The following is a 15,575-nucleotide window of genomic DNA, read 5'->3' as shown; positions in this document are numbered from 1 at the left end:
CGGTTTCCCGCGGCCCGGCGGCCGCGGGCGCCCTGTTGTGCGTCAGGGGCGTCCGGCGCCCGTTGGCGAGACCCTAGGGCAAGTCCTTACAACATCAGACTGGTCCGTTTCGCTGGGACGGGGATATGATGGGCTTATTCATAATTATGAATTACGGCGCTGTCAGGCCGTCTGCCCATGACCTCACCCATCGTCCGGCAAGCCCTGTACCTGGAAGTCGCGGATCGTCTTCGCGGCATGATCCATGCGCGCGCGCTGCGCAACGGCGAATGGATCGACGAACTGCGGCTGGCCGGCGAACTGGGCATCTCGCGCACGCCGCTGCGCGAGGCGCTGAAGGTGCTCGCCACCGAAGGCCTGGTGCGGCTGGAGCCGCGCCGCGGCTGCTTCGTCAATGAACTGTCGGCGCAGGACCTGGAAGACATCTTCCCGCTGATGGCCATGCTGGAAGGGCGCTGCGCCCACGAGGCCGCGTGCAAGGCCTCGGATGCGCAGCTGGAAGCGCTGGCGCCGCTGCACGAGGCGCTCGCCGGCCACGCCGCCGCCGGCCGCATCGACGCGTACTACCAGACCAACTACCTGATCCACGAAGCGGTGCAGGCGCTCGCAGGCAACCAGTGGCTGGTCGACATGGTGGGCAACCTGCGCAAGGTGCTGAGCCTGTCGCGCCACCGCAGCCTGGCCTGGCCCGGCCGCATCGAGGAATCCTGCGCCGAGCACCTGGCCATCTTCGAGGCCCTGAAGGCCCGCGATCCCGAACGCGCCGAAGCGCTGGCGCGCCATCACCTGATGCGCCAGCTCGAAGTGCTGCGCGCCCTGGCCGCCGACGACGAGGCGCCGCCGCTTTCCGATCTTCCCGTTGCAGAGGAGTCCGTCCATGAACGCACCCGTCCATCTCGAGTCCGCGCGCGTCGCACGCACGCCTGACACCGACGCCGAGTCGGGCGAGACCGCCGCGGATGCCGGCGACAGCCTGATCACGCGCCTCGGGCGCCTGTGGGAGCGCGGCCGCCTGCCGAGCGAATCCGAAGTGCGGCGGCTGTTCGAGGCGCGCCTGACCGACGTGGCGGCCAACAAGCTGGCGCGGCGCTGGCGCGAGCTGTATGTGGCGGCCGATGGCAAGGACCGCCGCCTGATGCTGGCCGCGCTGACGCAGGTGCGCGGCACGTTCGGCGGCGACGGCGGCGAAGGCGTGCGGTTCTTCAAGCGCCTGAACGCGCAGCCGGCGGGCCTGCGCTTCCTGGTGGAGCTGCGCGCCGACATGCTGCGCTGGCGCAAGCAGGTGGCCGGCGTCCAGGCGCTCGACAAGGACCTGGAAGGCCTGCTGTCGGCGTGGTTCGACGTCGGCCTGCTGGAACTGCGGCCGCTGACCTGGGACTCGCCGGCCTCGCTGCTGGAGAAGCTGATCATCTACGAGGCCGTGCACGAGATCCAGTCGTGGGACGACCTGCGCCACCGCGTGGCGCCGGACCGCCGCTGCTATGCCTATTTCCATCCGCAGATGCCGGATGTGCCGCTGATCTTCGTCGAGGTGGCGTTCGCCGGCAGCATGGCCGACAACGTGCAGGCGGTGCTGGACAGCGCCGCGCCGCGGCAGGACCTGGGCAAGGCGCGCTGGGCGATCTTCTATTCGATCTCGAACACGCAGGCCGGCCTGAAGGGCATCAGCTTCGGCAACTTCCTGCTCAAGCGCGTGGTCGAGCAATTGCTGGAAGAACTGCCGCAGCTCAAGTCGTTCGCGACCCTGTCGCCGATCCCGGGCTTCGCCGACTGGCTCGGCAAGCTCGACGCCGACGCGGTCGAGGCCATCGTGCGCGAGGACAAGTCGCGCGCCAAGACGCGCCAGCGCGCCGGCGTGCCGGACGGCCAGCGCTGGGTGGCGCGGCTGGCGCGCGCCGCGCAGGGCAAGGCCACGCCCGACGTGGTCAAGCGCGCCGGCTTCCGGCTCACCGCGCACTATCTGCAAGCCATGAAGAACGGCCTGCCGCTGGATGCGGTGGCGCGCTTTCACCTGGGCAACGGCGCGCGCATCGAGCGCCTGAACTGGGCGGCGGACACCTCGGCCAAGGGACTCAAGCAGTCCTGCGGCCTGATGGTCAATTACCTGTACGACCTGGATGAACTGGACGGCAACCTGGCGCGCCTGCATGACGGCAAGCCCCAGGTCAGCCGCAGCGTGGGGCGCGCGGCCTGAACGGCGGCGCGCCACGAGATCAAGAACGATAACCAGCGAGGGGACATGACGGACGACACGGCAGGCCGTGTACGGCTGCACCGCGACGGGCAACTGGCCTGGGTGACGCTGTCGCACCCGGGGCGCCTGAACGCCATCACCGTGGGCATGTGGCGCGAACTGCGCGACGTGTTCACGCGCATCGCGGCGGACGACACGCTGCGCTGCGTGATCGTGCGCGGCGAGGGCGGCAATTTCGCCGCGGGCGCGGACATCCGCGAGTTTCCGGCCGAGCGCGCCGACGCCGCGGGCGTGCAGCGCTACCACCGCGAGATCCTCGCGCCCGCCTTGATGGCCGTGGCGCAATGCCCGCACCCGGTGGTGGCGCAGATCGAAGGGGTGTGCGTCGGCGGCGGGCTGGAGATCGCCTGCCAGTGCGACTTGCGCATCGCCGGCGAATCGGCCCGTTTCGGCGTGCCGATCAACCGGCTCGGCTTTCCCATGGCGCCCGACGAAATGCGCGGCCTGCTGGCGCTGGCCGGCCGCGCCGCGACGCTGGCCATCCTGCTCGAAGGCCGCGTGTTCGGCGCCGCCGAGGCGCGCGACCTGGGCCTCCTGACGCGCATCGTGGCCGACGCCGAGGTCGGCGAGCAGGCGCGGCGCAGCGCCGAGCGCATCAGTCAGGGCGCGCCGCTGGCCGCGCGCATCAACAAGCGCCTGTCCGCCCGCCTGGCGCAGGGCGGGGCCTTGACCGAGGCCGAATACCAGGATTATTTCTCCTACGCCGACAGCCGCGACCACAAGGAGGGCGTGCGTGCCTTCCTGGCCGGCGTAGACCCCCACTTTTCCGGAGACTGAAGACGGTGAGCAACGCCAATCTATATGCTGTGCTGGAGGGCGGATTCCCCGCCGATCGCAAACGGGTCGCGCTCGAAACCCCGGAGCTGGCCTACACCTGGGACGACATCGACCGCGCCACGGCCTGCCTGGCCAACCTGCTGACCTCGCTCAGGCTGCCCGAGGGCGCGCGGGTCGCGGTGCAGGTCGAGAAATCGCCTGAAGCCCTGCTGCTGTACCTGGCCACGCTGCGCGCCGGCCTGGTGTACCTGCCGCTGAACACCGCCTACCGCGAAGCCGAGATCGAGTACTTCCTGGGCAACGCCGAACCGGCCGTGGTGGTCTGCGCCGGCAAGAACCGCGACTGGGTCCAGCGCGCCGCCGACAAGGCCGGCTGCGCCCATGTCTACACGCTCGACGAAGACCGCACCGGCACCTTGCTGGACGCCGCCGGCGGCCTGTCGCAGACCTTCAAGACCGTCAAGCGCAAGCCGGACGACCTGGCCGCGATCCTCTACACGTCGGGCACCACCGGCCGCAGCAAGGGCGCGATGCTGTCGCACGGCAACCTGGCGTCGAACGCGCAGGTGCTGCACCAGTACTGGGGCTGGCGTTCGGACGACGTGCTGCTGCACATGCTGCCGATCTTCCACGTGCACGGCCTGTTTGTGGCCTCGCACGGCGCGCTGCTGGCGGGTGCGAAGATGATCTGGCTGCCCAAGCTGGACGCCGACCAGGCGCTGCGCTACCTGCCGCAAAGCACGGTGATGATGGGCGTGCCGACCTACTACGTGCGGCTGCTGGCCGACAAGCGCTTCAACCGCGACGTGTGCGCCAACATGCGCCTGTTCATCTCGGGCTCGGCGCCGCTGCTGTCCGAGACCTTCAACGATTTCCGCGAGCGCAGCGGCCATGCCATCCTGGAACGCTACGGCATGAGCGAGACCGTCATGCTGACCTCCAATCCGTATGGCGCGGCCGATGGAGAGCGCCTGGCCGGCACGGTGGGCCGGGCCTTGCCGGGCGTGCTGGTGCGGGTGGTGGACGACGCCGGCATCGCGCTGGCGCCGGGCGAGATCGGCAACGTGCAGGTGCGCGGGCCCAACGTGTTCTCGGGCTACTGGCGCATGCCGGAAAAGACCCGCGAGGAATTCACCCAGGACGGCTGGTTCAAGACCGGCGACGTGGGCCGCTGGGGCGGCGAATCCGCCGGCCGCGACGTGCCCGCCGACTATTTGTCGATCGTCGGCCGCAGCAAGGACCTGATCATCTCCGGCGGCTTCAACGTCTATCCGAAGGAGATCGAGACGCTCATCGACGACATGCCGGGCGTGGCCGAATCGGCCGTCATCGGCGTGCCGCACGCCGACTTCGGCGAGGCCGTGGTGGCGGTGGTGGTGCCCAAGGACGGCGTGTCGCTGGACGCCGCCGCCATGCAGGCCGAGCTGAAGGCGCGCATCGCCAACTTCAAGGTGCCCAAGCGCGTGCACATCGTCGACCAGCTGCCGCGCAACACCATGGGCAAGGTGCAGAAGAACGTGCTGCGCGAAACCTATCAGGCGCTGTAGCGTCGCCATGCCAGGCCGGTCCATCGGGGCCGGCCATTTTTTTCAAGGAGCCCGATCCCTTCCAGAAAGATTCCCGAACCAGGCAGCATCCCAACCCAAGAACACAAGAGACGAGACGCGGGAAACGCGCCGTCCCCACGCTGCAGCAAGAGGAGACAATATGAAATACCGCACACTCGCCGCGGCCCTGCTGGCCACGCTGGCCGCGGGCTTTGCCGGCAGCGCCGGCGCCGCGTCCTGGCCGGAACGGCCCATCACGCTCATCGTGCCCTTTCCCGCCGGGGGCGGCACCGATACCTTCGCCCGGCCCCTGGCCCAGCAGTTGACGATGCAAATGGGCCAGTCGGTCGTGATCGACAACAAGGGCGGCGCGGGCGGCACCGTCGGCGCCGGCGTGGCCGCCAAGGCCCGGCCCGATGGTTACACCTTCTTCATGGGCGGCGCGCACCACGCGCTGGCGCCGTCGCTGTACAAGAGCCTGAACTACAACATCCAGAAGGACTTCGTGCCGGTGGCGCTGGTGGCGCAGCCGCCGCAGGTGGTGGTCATCAACGCCAGCAAGCTGCCGGTCAAGACGGTGCAGGAATTCATCGCCTACGCCAAGAAGCATCCCGGCGAGATCAACTTCGGCACCGCCGGCAAGGGCAGCACCCATCACCTGGCCGGGGAGCTGTTCGCCATGCAGACCGGCATCAAGCTGGTCGATGTGCCGTACCAGGGCGCGGGGCCGATGCTGACCGCGCTGATCGGCGGGCAGGTGGACCTGGCCTTCGATGGCCTGGGGTCGTCGTCGGGTCACATCCGTTCGGGCGCGATCAAGCCGCTGGCGGTGGCCGCCGACCAGCGCTCGCCGTCGCTGCCGGAGGTGCCGACCGCGGCCGAGGCCGGCGTGCCGAACTACGTGGTGTCGACCTGGTATGCGATCTGGGCGCCCGCCGGCACGCCGCAGGAGGCGGTGGACCGCATGACCGCCGAGATCACCAAGGCCCTGAACACGCCCAAGATCAAGGAGACCTGGGAGAGCAACGGCACGGCGGTGCCGACGCTGACCGGTCCGGCCTTCGGCAAGTTCGTCGACAGCGAAGTGTCGCGCTGGGCCAAGGTGGTGTCGGACTCGGGGGTGAAGCTGGATTGATGCGTGGTCGGGCCGGAGTGGATTACAATTGATAACCATTATCATTATTCCATCCACCTTCCGGTCCGTCGCATGGCCATCAATCACAGCGGCGCTCACGCGCCTGTCGAAGGGCTTTACCAGCAACACCAGTCCTGGCTGCGCGATTGGTTGCGGCGCAAGACCGGCTGCCCATTCGACGCGGCCGACCTGACGCAGGACACCTTCCTCAAGGTGCTGCTGCGCGCCGGAGAGGCGCGCAGCTACCGCGAGCCGCGCGCCTACCTGGTGACCATCGCCCACGGCCTGATGGTCAACCTGTTCCGGCGGCGCGACATCGAGCGCGCCTATCTCGACACGCTGGCGGCCCACGAAGATGGGCTGGCCCCGTCGCCGGAACGCCGCGCGTTGGCGCTGGAGGCGCTGATCGAGATCGACCGGCTGCTCGACGGCCTGCCGCCCAAGGTGCGCAAGGCGTTCCTGTTGTCGCAACTGGAAGGGTTGCGCCACGGCGAGATCGCTGAATGCCTGCAGGTCTCCGTCAGTTCCGTGCGCCAGTATCTGGCGCGCGCCATGCAGCATTGCCTGTCGGCATGGTGAATGTCCGGGCCGACAAGTTGCCCGAGGCCGTGATCCGCGAAGCCAGTCTGTGGTTCGTGCGGCTCGGGGCGGAAGAGGCGGGCGCCGCCGATACCGCGGCGTGGCGCCATTGGCTGCAGGCCAGTCCGGCGCACCAGGCCGCCTGGGATCGGGTGGAATGCCTGGGCCGCCAGTTCGGCCAGGTCGACCCGCAGGCCGGGATAGCCGCGCTTGACCAGCCTCGCTCGCGGGGCCGGCGTCAGGCCTTGAAGGCGCTGTCGCTGGTATTGGGCGCCGGCGGCTTGACGGCCGCGGGCCTGCAATGGCAGACCTGGACGGCGGCGCTGAGTACGCGTGTCGGTGAGCGCCGCAGCGTCACGCTGGACGATGGCAGCATCCTTACCTTGAATACCGACAGCGCCGCTGACGTGCGCTTCGATGCCGGCCAGCGCCTGGTCATCCTGCGGCGCGGTGAATTGCACGTGGCGTCTCATCCCGACGCGCGTCAGCCGCCGCGGCCGCTGCGGGTGGTCACACCCATGGGCCAGGTCACGGCGCTGGGCACGCGCTACACGGTGCGGCTGCTGGACGGGCAGGCCTGGACCGCCGTGAGCCAAGGCGCGGTACGGATCGAGCCCGCGAATGGCGCCGCCGACGCGGCGCGCACCATCGAGGCCGGCTTCTCGGCGTACTTCGACCGCGTGCTGGTGCAGCCGGCGCGGCCGGCGCCGCATGCCGCCGCCTGGGTCCAAGGCGCGCTCTATGCCGACAACATGCGGCTGGACGACTTCATTGCCGAGCTGGGGCGGCACCGGTCCGGTCGCATCGCCTGTGATCCCTCTGTGGCCGCGTTGCGCATTTCCGGTTCTTACCCGCTGGGCGACAGCGACCGCATCCTGGCCGCGGTCGAGCGCGCCCTGCCGGTGCGGGTCGAGCGCTACACGCGCTATTGGGTGACGCTGCGGGCCAGGTCTTGAGCCGCTTGCGGCGGGCCGCGCGCCAGCCGTCCGAAAAAAAGCCAGGCAGGGCCTGTCACTTTCGTGGTCTCGATTGGCATACGGGTGTAGCCCCGACTTTCATTGCCTGGAAACCCACGATATGTCTCTGCCTTTTTCTCCTACCCACCCTGACGCGCCGGCCAGCCTGCGCATGAAGGCGTTCGCTGCGCTGGTGCTGGCCGCCATGGCAGGCGCCGCCTTGGCGCCGCAGCCGGTGCGCGCGCAGGCCGCGCCGGCTGCCACCGCCGGCCGCGGTGTCAATGTGCCGGCCGGTCCGCTGGGCGCGGCATTGGCGGGGTTTGCGCAACAGAAACAGGTGCTGCTGTCGTTCGACCCGGCCTTGACCGAGGGCATGCAGAGCCATGGCCTGCAAGGCGATTACAGCGCGGAGCAAGGCTTTGCCGCGTTGCTCGCGGGCACTTCGCTCGAGGTTTTGCGCCGCGGTGACGGCGACTATCTGTTGCAGCGGACCGGCCAGACCACCCAGCTGGCGCCGGTGCTGGTGCTGGGGGCTGGCGCCACCACGGAAGGCTCCGGCCTCTACACCGCCGACTGGATGCGTTCGGCCAACGGACTGGTGCTGTCGCAGCGCGAAACGCCGCAGTCCACCAGCGTGCTGACCCGCCAGCAGCTGGACGATCGCTCCATCAGCAGCGTGCGCGACGTGATGGAAAACGCCACCGGCATGAATGTGCAGCAGGCCGAATCGGAACGCCTGAGCTACTACTCGCGCGGCTTCTCGCTGGACACCTTCCAGTTCGACGGCGTGGTCAAGCCCTTGAACAGCCTGTACCAGTTCGGCGACGGCAATCTCGATCCGGTGATCTACGACCACGTCGAGATCATTCGCGGCGCGACCGGCCTGATGAGCGGCACCGGCAATCCGGGCGGCTCGGTCAATTTCATCCGCAAGCGGCCGACGCGGGATTTCCAGGGCAGCGTGAAGGCGGCCGCCGGCACCGAGGATACCTATCGCGGCGAGATCGACCTGTCGACGCCGTTCAACGCGTCGGGTTCGGTGCGCGGCCGGCTGGTCGGCGCCAAGGAGCGCCGTGGCGACACCATGGACCTGTACAAGAAGAAGCGCGACGTGCTGTATGGCATTATCGAGGCCGACGTGGCCGAGGCCACCACCGTCAGCGTCGGCGGATCGGTGCAGCGCACCCGGCCCAGCGGCATCAGCTGGGGCGGCCTGCCGGCGCTGGATGCCAACGGCAAGCCGATAGACTGGCCCAAGGGCCAGGCCATGGGCGCCAAGTGGTCGCGTTGGGATACCGACTCGCACGAGTATTTCGCCCAGGTCGAGCACGGTTTCGCCAACGGCTGGAACGCGCGCCTGTCATACACGCGGCTGGAGAACACCTTCAACGCGCCGCTGCTGTTCACCTCCGACGTGCCGCTGACCATCGACGGCTTTTCCGAACCGCCGCTGCTGCGCAAGTTCAAGGGCGGCAGCGACCAGGACGTGTACGGCGGATCGCTCGACGGCGGCTTCGATGCCTTCGGCCGGCGTCACCAGTTCAACCTCGGTTTCTCGCATTCGGTCATCAAGGCCTGGAACCAGAGTTGGGACACCAGTGACCAGGCGGGCTATCCGATCCCGGACATCAGGCACTGGACGGGCGACTGGCCCACGCCTAATTGGGACATCCTGTCGCTGTCGCAAACTCACCGCGACAAACAGACCGGCATCTACGGCACGCTGCGCCTGGGGCTGACCGACAGCCTGCACCTGCTCACCGGCGCGCGCTGGACGCGCTGGCAGTCCTCCGAGACCAGCGGCGGCATCGCGGGCTATTCGCACACCTATTCGGAAGTCACGCCCTACGTGGGAATGACCTACGACCTGGACGACACCTATACCGCCTACGCCAGCTATACCAACATCTTCCAGCCGCAGATGGTGAAGACGCGGGACTGGAGCATGGCGGGCCCGGCCTACGGCCACAACTACGAGGCGGGTCTGAAGGCCTCGTACCTGGATGGGCGCCTGAACGCTTCGGTGGCGGTGTTCCAGACCGACCAGAAGGACGTCGCCGAGTATGGCGGTTACGACTACGCGCACGACGACGGCTGGTACTACATCCTGGACGGCACCCGCACGCGCGGCTTCGAGGTCGAATTGGCGGGCGAGGTGACGCCGGGCTGGAACGTGTTCCTGGGATACACCTATCGCCAGTCCAAGGACAACAATGGCAAGAAGGTGCTGACCACGCAACCGGAGCAATTGCTCAAGCTGAGCACGGCTTATCGCCTGCCCGGCGCCCTGAACAAGCTGACCGTGGGCGGCGGCGTGCGCTGGCAGAGCCAGACCAGCGCGCAGACCTATTACGGCCTGCAGTCCGGCGCGATCGTGCAGAAGCCCTACGCGTTGTTCGACCTGATGGCGCAGTACAACTTCAGCGACAAGACCCAGCTGCAACTCAATGTGCGCAACCTGGCCGACAAGAAGTACTACCGCTCGATGGGCTTTTACAACTCGGTCTTCTACGGCGAAGGCCGCAGCGCGCTGGTCACGCTGACCCAGCGCTTCTAGGGCCTTCGCCGCGGCTGCCCGGCCTCTTCAGCGCCAGTCGCTGGCCAGGCTGAGTCTGGCCAGCTGATCGCGCGTCAGCGTCAGGCTGGCAGCCTTGACCAGTTCGTCCAGCTGCGCCAGCGAGGTGGCGCTGACGATCGGCGAGGTGATGCCCGGCTGGGCGATCTGCCAGGCCAGCGCGGCCTGCGCGGGCGTACAGTTGGCATCCTCGGCGACTTCATCCAGTGCCTTCAGGATGCGGTAGCCGCGATCGTTCAGGTAGGTGTCGACGATCTTCTTGCCGCGCGCGCTCTTGCCGACGTCGGCCGGGCTGCGGTATTTGCCGCTGAGAAAGCCGCTGGCCAGCGCGTAGTAGTTGATGGTGCCCAGGTCCTGCGCCTTGACCAGCGCCTGCAGGTGCCCCTCGAACGGCTCGCGGCTGTACAGGTTGTATTCCGGCTGGATGCTCTCGTAGCGCGGCAGGTTGTGCCGTTCGCTGGCGATCAGCGCCTCGGACAAGCGCACCGCGGTGTAGTTGGAGGCGCCGATGGCGCGCACCTTGCCGGCCTCGATCAGCTTGGCGTACTCGCCCAGCGTGTCGGTCATCGGGGTGTCGGGGTCGTCCTTGTGCGACTGGTACAGGTCGACGTGGTCGGTCTGCAGCCGCGCCAGCGAGGCGTCCAGCGAGCGCCGGATGTAGGCCGGCGCCAGGCCCTTGGCGTCCGGGCCCATTTCCATGCCGACCTTGGTGGCGATGAGCACCTGGTCGCGCTTGCCCGAGCGCTTGAGCCACTTGCCGATCAGGGCTTCGGATTCGCCGCCCTGGTTGCCGGGCACCCAGCGGGAGTAGACGTCGGCCGTGTCGATGAAGTTCAGGCCGGCATCGACCAGCGCGTCCAGCAGCGAGAACGTGCCGGCTTCGTCGACGGTCCAGCCGAAGACGTTGCCGCCGAAGGTGAGGGGAGGGATCTGCAGGCCGGAACGGCCCAATGCGCGTTTGATCATGATATGGCCCTTTGGATGTCGCGGATGTCGTGTCGCGCGGGCGCGGCGCTTTTAGTATATTGGCGCCGCGCGCCCCGGCATGGGGCAGGCGTGCCGCGCATGCACCATTTCAGGGATTCCCCCCAAGTGAATTTGTGTTGCGACACGTTAGACTATACGGCTTTACGGCTGTCCGGACCGCGGGGAAGCCCGCGGAACAGCCGTAATAATGAACAAATACCAAGGGTTCAAGGAGCTTACCTATGCTGATCGGAAAAAAACATTTTCTGACGGTTGGCGCGATGGCGCTGGCGATGGCGATCGCCGCGCCGGTGGCGGCGCAGCAGAAGTCGGTGGCGATCACCGCCATCGTCGAGCATCCGGCGCTGGACGCCGTGCGTGACGGGGTGCAGGACGCCCTCAAGCAAGCCGGCTACGAGCCGGGCAAGAACCTGAAGTGGCAATACCAGAGCGCGCAGGGCAACACCGGCACCGCCGCCCAGATCGCGCGCAAGTTCGTCGGCGACAAGCCCGACGCCATCGTCGCCATCGCCACCCCGTCGGCCCAGGCCGTCGTGGCCGCCACCAAGGACGTGCCGGTGGTGTATTCCGCCGTGACCGACCCGGTCGCCGCCCAGCTGGTGCCCAGCATGGATGCCTCCGGCACCAACGTCACCGGCGTGTCGGACCTGCTGGCGCTGGACAAGCAGGTCGAGCTGATCAAGAAGATCGTGCCCAACGCCAAGCGCGTCGGCATCGTCTACAACCCGGGCGAGGCCAACTCGGTCGTGGTGGTCAAGAAGCTGCAGGAAATCCTGCCCAAGTCGGGCATGAGCCTGGTCGAAGCCGCCGCCCCGCGTTCGGTCGACGTGGCGTCCGCCGCCCGCAGCCTGATCGGCAAGGTCGACGTCATCTACACCAACACCGACAACAACGTGGTCTCGGCCTACGAGTCGCTGGTGAAGGTCGGCAACGACGCCAAGATCCCGCTGATCGCCTCGGACACCGACAGCGTCAAGCGCGGCGGCATCGCCGCCCTGGGCATCAACTATCGTGACCTGGGCGTGCAGACCGGCAAGGTCGTGGTGCGCATCCTCAAGGGCGAGAAGCCCGGCGCGATCCCGTCCGAAACCATCTCCAAGCTGGAGCTCTACGTGAACCCGGGCGCCGCCGCCAAGCAAGGCGTGACGCTGTCCGACGCGATCATCAAGTCGGCCGCGGTGGTGGTAAAGTAAAGCGCAAGTCGTTCGGCCCCGCCCGTGCCCACCCGGCATGGCGGGGTTTTGTTTTATCTTGTTTTCTTGTGTTTGCCCCGTGCCGGTACGCGGGGTCCACAGGGCGGCAGCATTCACAAGATGCGCGCGGCCCGGCGCGATGGCGTTGGCCTTGAACGGCAGGTTGGTCACGGACCGCATGCCGCGTTTTGCTCCCCGGAGCGCCCCTCAAGCAGCCCGCTTGCGGCCCTGGCCGCCAAGCCCGGCAACGCCTTGGCAGGAATCGAGAGAAAATCGCACGGCAGGAAACGTTTATTGCGAAAGCTCGGGTAAAACTGACCCCGAAACGCAAGAATTCGGACGTTCCTAATCTCTAATATGCTCGTTCCCTACCTGATTGGATTTGACCCATGTCATTGTTCTCGTTGTTAGGCGCACTGGAGATCGGCCTGATCTTCAGCCTGGTGGCCTTGGGCGTATATATCTCCTTTCGCCTGCTGCGCTTTCCGGACCTGACCGTTGACGGCAGTTTCCCGCTGGGCGGCGCCGTCTGTGCCACGCTGATCGCCTCGGGCACCGACCCGTTCGTGGCCACCATCGCCGCCACCTTCGCCGGCGCCGCCGCGGGCCTGGTCACCGGCTGGCTCAACGTCAAGCTCAAGATCATGGATCTGCTGGCCAGCATCCTGATGATGATCGCGCTGTATTCCGTGAACCTGCGCATCATGGGCAAGCCCAACGTGCCGCTGATCACCGAACCCACCGTGTTCACCATCCTGCAGCCGGGCTGGCTGTCGGACTACGTGGCGCGGCCGCTGATCCTGGTGGTCATCGTGATCCTGGCCAAGCTGGCGCTGGACTGGTTCTTCGCCACCCAGACCGGCCTGGCGGTGCGCGCCACCGGCTCGAACGGCCGCATGGCCCGCGCGCAGGGCGTCAACACCGGCCGCATGATCCTGGGCGGCATGGCGCTGTCGAACGCGCTGGTCGCGATGGCCGGCGCGCTGTTCGCGCAGACCCAGGGCGGTTCCGACATCTCCATGGGCATCGGCACCATCGTCATCGGCCTGGCCGCGGTGATCGTCGGCGAAAGCATCCTGCCGTCGCGCAAGCTGGTGCTGGCCACGCTGGCCGTCATCATCGGCGCCATCGTCTACCGCTTCTTCATCGCGCTGGCGCTGAACAGCGATTTCATCGGCCTGAAGGCGCAGGACCTGAACCTCGTCACCGCGGTGCTGGTCACGGTCGCCCTGGTCATTCCCATGCTCAAGCGCCGGCTGTTCGGCAAGAAGGGGCGCTGATATGTTGTCCGCAAAAGACCTCAAGATCACTTTCAACGCCGGCACGCCGATCGAAACGCGCGCGCTGCGCGGGCTGTCGCTGGACATCCCCTCGGGCCAGTTCGTCACCGTCATCGGTTCCAACGGCGCCGGCAAGTCGACCTTCCTGAACGCCGTCTCGGGCGACCTGCCGGTCGATTCGGGCCGCATCGAGATCGACGGCGCCGATGTCACGCGCCAGCCGGTGTGGGGCCGCGCCTCGCGCGTGGCGCGCGTGTTCCAGGATCCGATGGCCGGCACCTGCGAAGACCTGACCATCGAAGAGAACATGGCGCTGGCGCAGTTGCGCGGCGCGCGCCGCGGCTATGGCCGCGCGGTCAAGGCCTCGATGAAGGAAGGTTTCCGCGAACGCCTGGCCACGCTGGGCCTGGGCCTGGAAAACCGCCTCACCGACCGCATCGGCCTGCTCTCGGGCGGCCAGCGCCAGGCCGTGAGCCTGCTGATGGCGGCGCTGCAGCCGTCGCGCATCCTGCTGCTGGACGAGCACACCGCCGCGCTCGACCCGCGCACCGCCGACTTCGTGCTGCAGCTGACGGCGCGCATCGTGGCCGAAAGCAAGCTGACCACCATGATGGTCACGCACAGCATGCGCCAGGCGCTCGACGTGGGCGACCGCACCGTGATGCTGCACCAGGGCCAGGTGGTGCTGGACGTGTCGGGCGACGAACGCCGCGGCATGGACGTGCCGGACCTGCTGGCCATGTTCGAGCGCGTGCGCGGCGAAAAGCTGTCGGACGACGCCTTGCTGCTGGGCTGACCGGATGATCCGGCCGCCACGGGCGGCTGGCGCAAGACCCGGCGCGGATCCCCTGGATCGCGCCGGGTTTTTTCATGGCGGCGCGTGGCGCGGTCAGGCCGCCCGCGCGCGCCAGGCGCGCAGCAGCAGCGTCTCGATGTCGTGCACCGGCAGGCCGGTGGCGCGCGCCACGGCCTCGCGATACGGCGGCATGTTGGTGCATTCGAGCACGATGTCGGTCAGGTCCGGGGCGCGCCGCGCCAGCCGTTCGGCGGCCTCGACCACGTCGCGCTCGACCCGCGCCAGATCCATGTCCGGCGCGTTCTCCAGGATGCGCGCCTGCATCTCGCAACCGGGCGCCAGGCCTTCGACCACGGCGTTGGCGGGCACGCCGGCCGCATCCAGCAAGGCGCGGTCGAGCGAGGCGGCGTCGAAGGTGACGATGCCCACCCGCGCCAGGCCGCGGCATTGCAGCAGGCTGGACGACACCACCGGCACCGGCACGGCGGCCTGCAGGGCGTCCTGGTAGCGCGCCAGGAACCCGCAACTGGTGGAGATCAGCGCGGCGCCGTCGCGCGCCAGACCCACCGCGGCATCGATGAACGGTTGCAGGAAGGCTGGGTCGGCCTCCTGCACGATCTTGCGCGGCGAGGCGCCCGGCACCGTGACGAAGCGCGCCGGGATGCCGGCGCGGGCGTAGGTCTCGGGGTTGCCGACGTCGCCGGGCGGGCGCGGGAAGCGCGTGTCCAGCATCAGCAGGCCGAGAAAGGCGGCGGGGGCCGTGGGCGCGGCGGGGACGGTTGCATCGTTCGTGGCCACGCAAGGCTCCTGTGAATGTCGATACGCCCTAGATGAAGCGTTCCGGACGGAATGCGCCATGGCGGCTGGCCGCGCCGCCGTCGGTCATCAGTTCACCCAGTATCTGCGCGGTTCCTGGCGCCGTGCTGAAACCGATGTGCTGGTGGCCCAGCGCCAGCCACAGGCCCGGATGGCGCGGCGCCTGGCCGATCATCGGGCGGCTGTCCGGCAGCGTCGGGCGCCGGCCCAGCCAGGCCTGCGGGTCCAGCCGCTCGCCCAGGCCGATCGCCTCGCGCGCCCGCGCCTCGGCCAGGTCCAGCTGCGCGGGGCGGGCGGGCGCGTCGCAGTCGTCCAGCTCGACGCCGGTGGTCAGCCGCAGGCCGCGCGCCATCGGCGACAGCACGTAGCCGCCGCCGGTGTCGTAGATGGGACGGCCCAGCGCCGGGCCGTCGGCGGCGCCGTAATGCATGTGATAACCGCGCTCGAACGCCAGCGGCAGGTCGATGCCGGTGGTTTTGAGCAGGGCCTTGGACCACGGGCCCAGCGCCACCACCAGGTCGGGCGCGGCCAGCGTTTGCGTGCCGGCGTCGCCCTGCACGATCCAGCCGCGCCCGCCGTCGCGGCGGATGGCGGCGGCCCGCAGCGTGCGCAAGACGCCGCCCGAGCGCTGGAACAGGTCGGCGTAGGCCGCGGTCACGGCGCCGGGATCGTCCACCGAA

At 68.4% G+C, this 15,575-nt stretch carries 14 protein-coding genes; 11 read left to right on the top strand and 3 right to left on the bottom strand.

Translation table 11 applies throughout. From position 1 onward, the window contains the following. Nucleotides 1–177 precede the first annotated feature (177 nt). The 8 genes from AOZ49_RS21910 to AOZ49_RS21875 all read left to right on the top strand — a co-directional run bounded on the left by AOZ49_RS21910 (nt 178) and on the right by AOZ49_RS21875 (nt 9,805). Nucleotides 178–927, top strand: coding sequence for a GntR family transcriptional regulator (locus tag AOZ49_RS21910; protein WP_054477745.1), 750 nt, complete (start codon nt 178–180; stop codon nt 925–927). After that, nucleotides 878–2,194, top strand: a complete 1,317-nt coding sequence (locus AOZ49_RS21905) for a malonyl-CoA decarboxylase domain-containing protein (RefSeq protein WP_054477743.1) — start codon at nt 878–880, stop codon at nt 2,192–2,194. The genes AOZ49_RS21910 and AOZ49_RS21905 overlap by 50 nt, the downstream gene beginning before the upstream one ends. A 45-nt stretch (nt 2,195–2,239) precedes the next feature. Next, nucleotides 2,240–3,031 (top strand): enoyl-CoA hydratase/isomerase family protein, encoded by a 792-nt coding sequence (locus tag AOZ49_RS21900; RefSeq protein ID WP_054477741.1) that lies wholly within the window; start codon nt 2,240–2,242, stop codon nt 3,029–3,031. Nucleotides 3,032–3,036: 5 nt separating this feature from the next. After that, a complete protein-coding gene (locus tag AOZ49_RS21895; RefSeq protein WP_054477739.1) occupies nt 3,037–4,578 on the top strand; it encodes a malonate--CoA ligase in 1,542 nt (513 codons plus the stop codon). A 160-nt stretch (nt 4,579–4,738) separates the two neighbouring features. Continuing rightward, on the top strand, nt 4,739–5,713 hold the full coding sequence (locus AOZ49_RS21890) for a Bug family tripartite tricarboxylate transporter substrate binding protein (protein ID WP_054477737.1): 975 nt from the start codon (nt 4,739–4,741) through the stop codon (nt 5,711–5,713). A 72-nt stretch (nt 5,714–5,785) separates the two neighbouring features. Then, nucleotides 5,786–6,292, top strand: a complete 507-nt coding sequence (locus tag AOZ49_RS21885) for a sigma-70 family RNA polymerase sigma factor (RefSeq protein ID WP_054431674.1) — start codon at nt 5,786–5,788, stop codon at nt 6,290–6,292. Beyond that, the gene (locus tag AOZ49_RS21880) at nt 6,286–7,248 is read left to right on the top strand and encodes a FecR domain-containing protein (RefSeq protein WP_054477734.1); all 963 of its coding nucleotides are present in this window, start codon (nt 6,286–6,288) and stop codon (nt 7,246–7,248) included. Before AOZ49_RS21885 ends, AOZ49_RS21880 begins: the two co-directional genes overlap by 7 nt. A 121-nt stretch (nt 7,249–7,369) precedes the next feature. Beyond that, complete coding sequence (locus tag AOZ49_RS21875) at nt 7,370–9,805, top strand: TonB-dependent siderophore receptor (protein ID WP_054431672.1); 2,436 nt, start codon at nt 7,370–7,372, stop codon at nt 9,803–9,805. A 27-nt stretch (nt 9,806–9,832) separates the two neighbouring features. Here AOZ49_RS21875 and AOZ49_RS21870 read toward each other — a convergent pair whose 3' ends face one another. Further along, nucleotides 9,833–10,789, bottom strand: coding sequence for an aldo/keto reductase (locus AOZ49_RS21870; RefSeq protein ID WP_054477732.1), 957 nt, complete (start codon nt 10,787–10,789; stop codon nt 9,833–9,835). A 242-nt stretch (nt 10,790–11,031) separates the two neighbouring features. Between AOZ49_RS21870 and AOZ49_RS21865 the strand changes: the two genes are divergently transcribed. From AOZ49_RS21865 to AOZ49_RS21855, 3 genes are all read left to right on the top strand, one after another. Then, nucleotides 11,032–12,003 carry an ABC transporter substrate-binding protein gene (locus AOZ49_RS21865; RefSeq protein ID WP_054431670.1) on the top strand — a complete coding sequence of 324 codons (972 nt, stop codon included), beginning with the start codon at nt 11,032–11,034 and terminating at the stop codon, nt 12,001–12,003. A gap of 389 nt (nt 12,004–12,392) precedes the next feature. After that, nucleotides 12,393–13,283 (top strand): ABC transporter permease, encoded by an 891-nt coding sequence (locus AOZ49_RS21860; RefSeq protein WP_006390578.1) that lies wholly within the window; start codon nt 12,393–12,395, stop codon nt 13,281–13,283. 1 nt (nt 13,284) lies between these two features. Next, a complete protein-coding gene (locus AOZ49_RS21855; protein ID WP_054431669.1) occupies nt 13,285–14,079 on the top strand; it encodes an ABC transporter ATP-binding protein in 795 nt (264 codons plus the stop codon). Between the two features lie 93 nt (nt 14,080–14,172). Here AOZ49_RS21855 and AOZ49_RS21850 read toward each other — a convergent pair whose 3' ends face one another. Next, on the bottom strand, nt 14,173–14,877 hold the full coding sequence (locus AOZ49_RS21850; RefSeq protein ID WP_082380539.1) for an aspartate/glutamate racemase family protein: 705 nt from the start codon (nt 14,875–14,877) through the stop codon (nt 14,173–14,175). 28 nt (nt 14,878–14,905) lie between these two features. Next, the coding region (locus AOZ49_RS21845; protein WP_156355719.1) for an NAD(P)/FAD-dependent oxidoreductase at nt 14,906–15,575 on the bottom strand (670 nt) is incomplete at its 5' end.

This window comes from Achromobacter sp. 2789STDY5608615 (assembly GCF_001298995.1).
GTDB lineage: Bacteria > Pseudomonadota > Gammaproteobacteria > Burkholderiales > Burkholderiaceae_B > Achromobacter > Achromobacter insuavis.
This window is presented reverse-complemented; position numbering and strand designations above follow the sequence as displayed.

What these genes read in the sequence shown, in the direction of transcription:
- AOZ49_RS21910 (WP_054477745.1), top strand. Translation starts at nt 178, where the DNA reads ATGACCTCACCCATCGTCCGGCAAGCCCTGTACCTGGAAGTCGCGGAT.
- AOZ49_RS21905 (WP_054477743.1), top strand. Translation starts at nt 878, where the DNA reads ATGAACGCACCCGTCCATCTCGAGTCCGCGCGCGTCGCACGCACGCCT.
- AOZ49_RS21900 (WP_054477741.1), top strand. Translation starts at nt 2,240, where the DNA reads ATGACGGACGACACGGCAGGCCGTGTACGGCTGCACCGCGACGGGCAA.
- AOZ49_RS21890 (WP_054477737.1), top strand. Translation starts at nt 4,739, where the DNA reads ATGAAATACCGCACACTCGCCGCGGCCCTGCTGGCCACGCTGGCCGCG.
- AOZ49_RS21885 (WP_054431674.1), top strand. Translation starts at nt 5,786, where the DNA reads ATGGCCATCAATCACAGCGGCGCTCACGCGCCTGTCGAAGGGCTTTAC.
- AOZ49_RS21880 (WP_054477734.1), top strand. Translation starts at nt 6,286, where the DNA reads ATGGTGAATGTCCGGGCCGACAAGTTGCCCGAGGCCGTGATCCGCGAA.
- AOZ49_RS21875 (WP_054431672.1), top strand. Translation starts at nt 7,370, where the DNA reads ATGTCTCTGCCTTTTTCTCCTACCCACCCTGACGCGCCGGCCAGCCTG.
- AOZ49_RS21870 (WP_054477732.1), bottom strand. Translation starts at nt 10,789, where the DNA reads ATGATCAAACGCGCATTGGGCCGTTCCGGCCTGCAGATCCCTCCCCTC.
- AOZ49_RS21865 (WP_054431670.1), top strand. Translation starts at nt 11,032, where the DNA reads ATGCTGATCGGAAAAAAACATTTTCTGACGGTTGGCGCGATGGCGCTG.
- AOZ49_RS21860 (WP_006390578.1), top strand. Translation starts at nt 12,393, where the DNA reads ATGTCATTGTTCTCGTTGTTAGGCGCACTGGAGATCGGCCTGATCTTC.
- AOZ49_RS21855 (WP_054431669.1), top strand. Translation starts at nt 13,285, where the DNA reads ATGTTGTCCGCAAAAGACCTCAAGATCACTTTCAACGCCGGCACGCCG.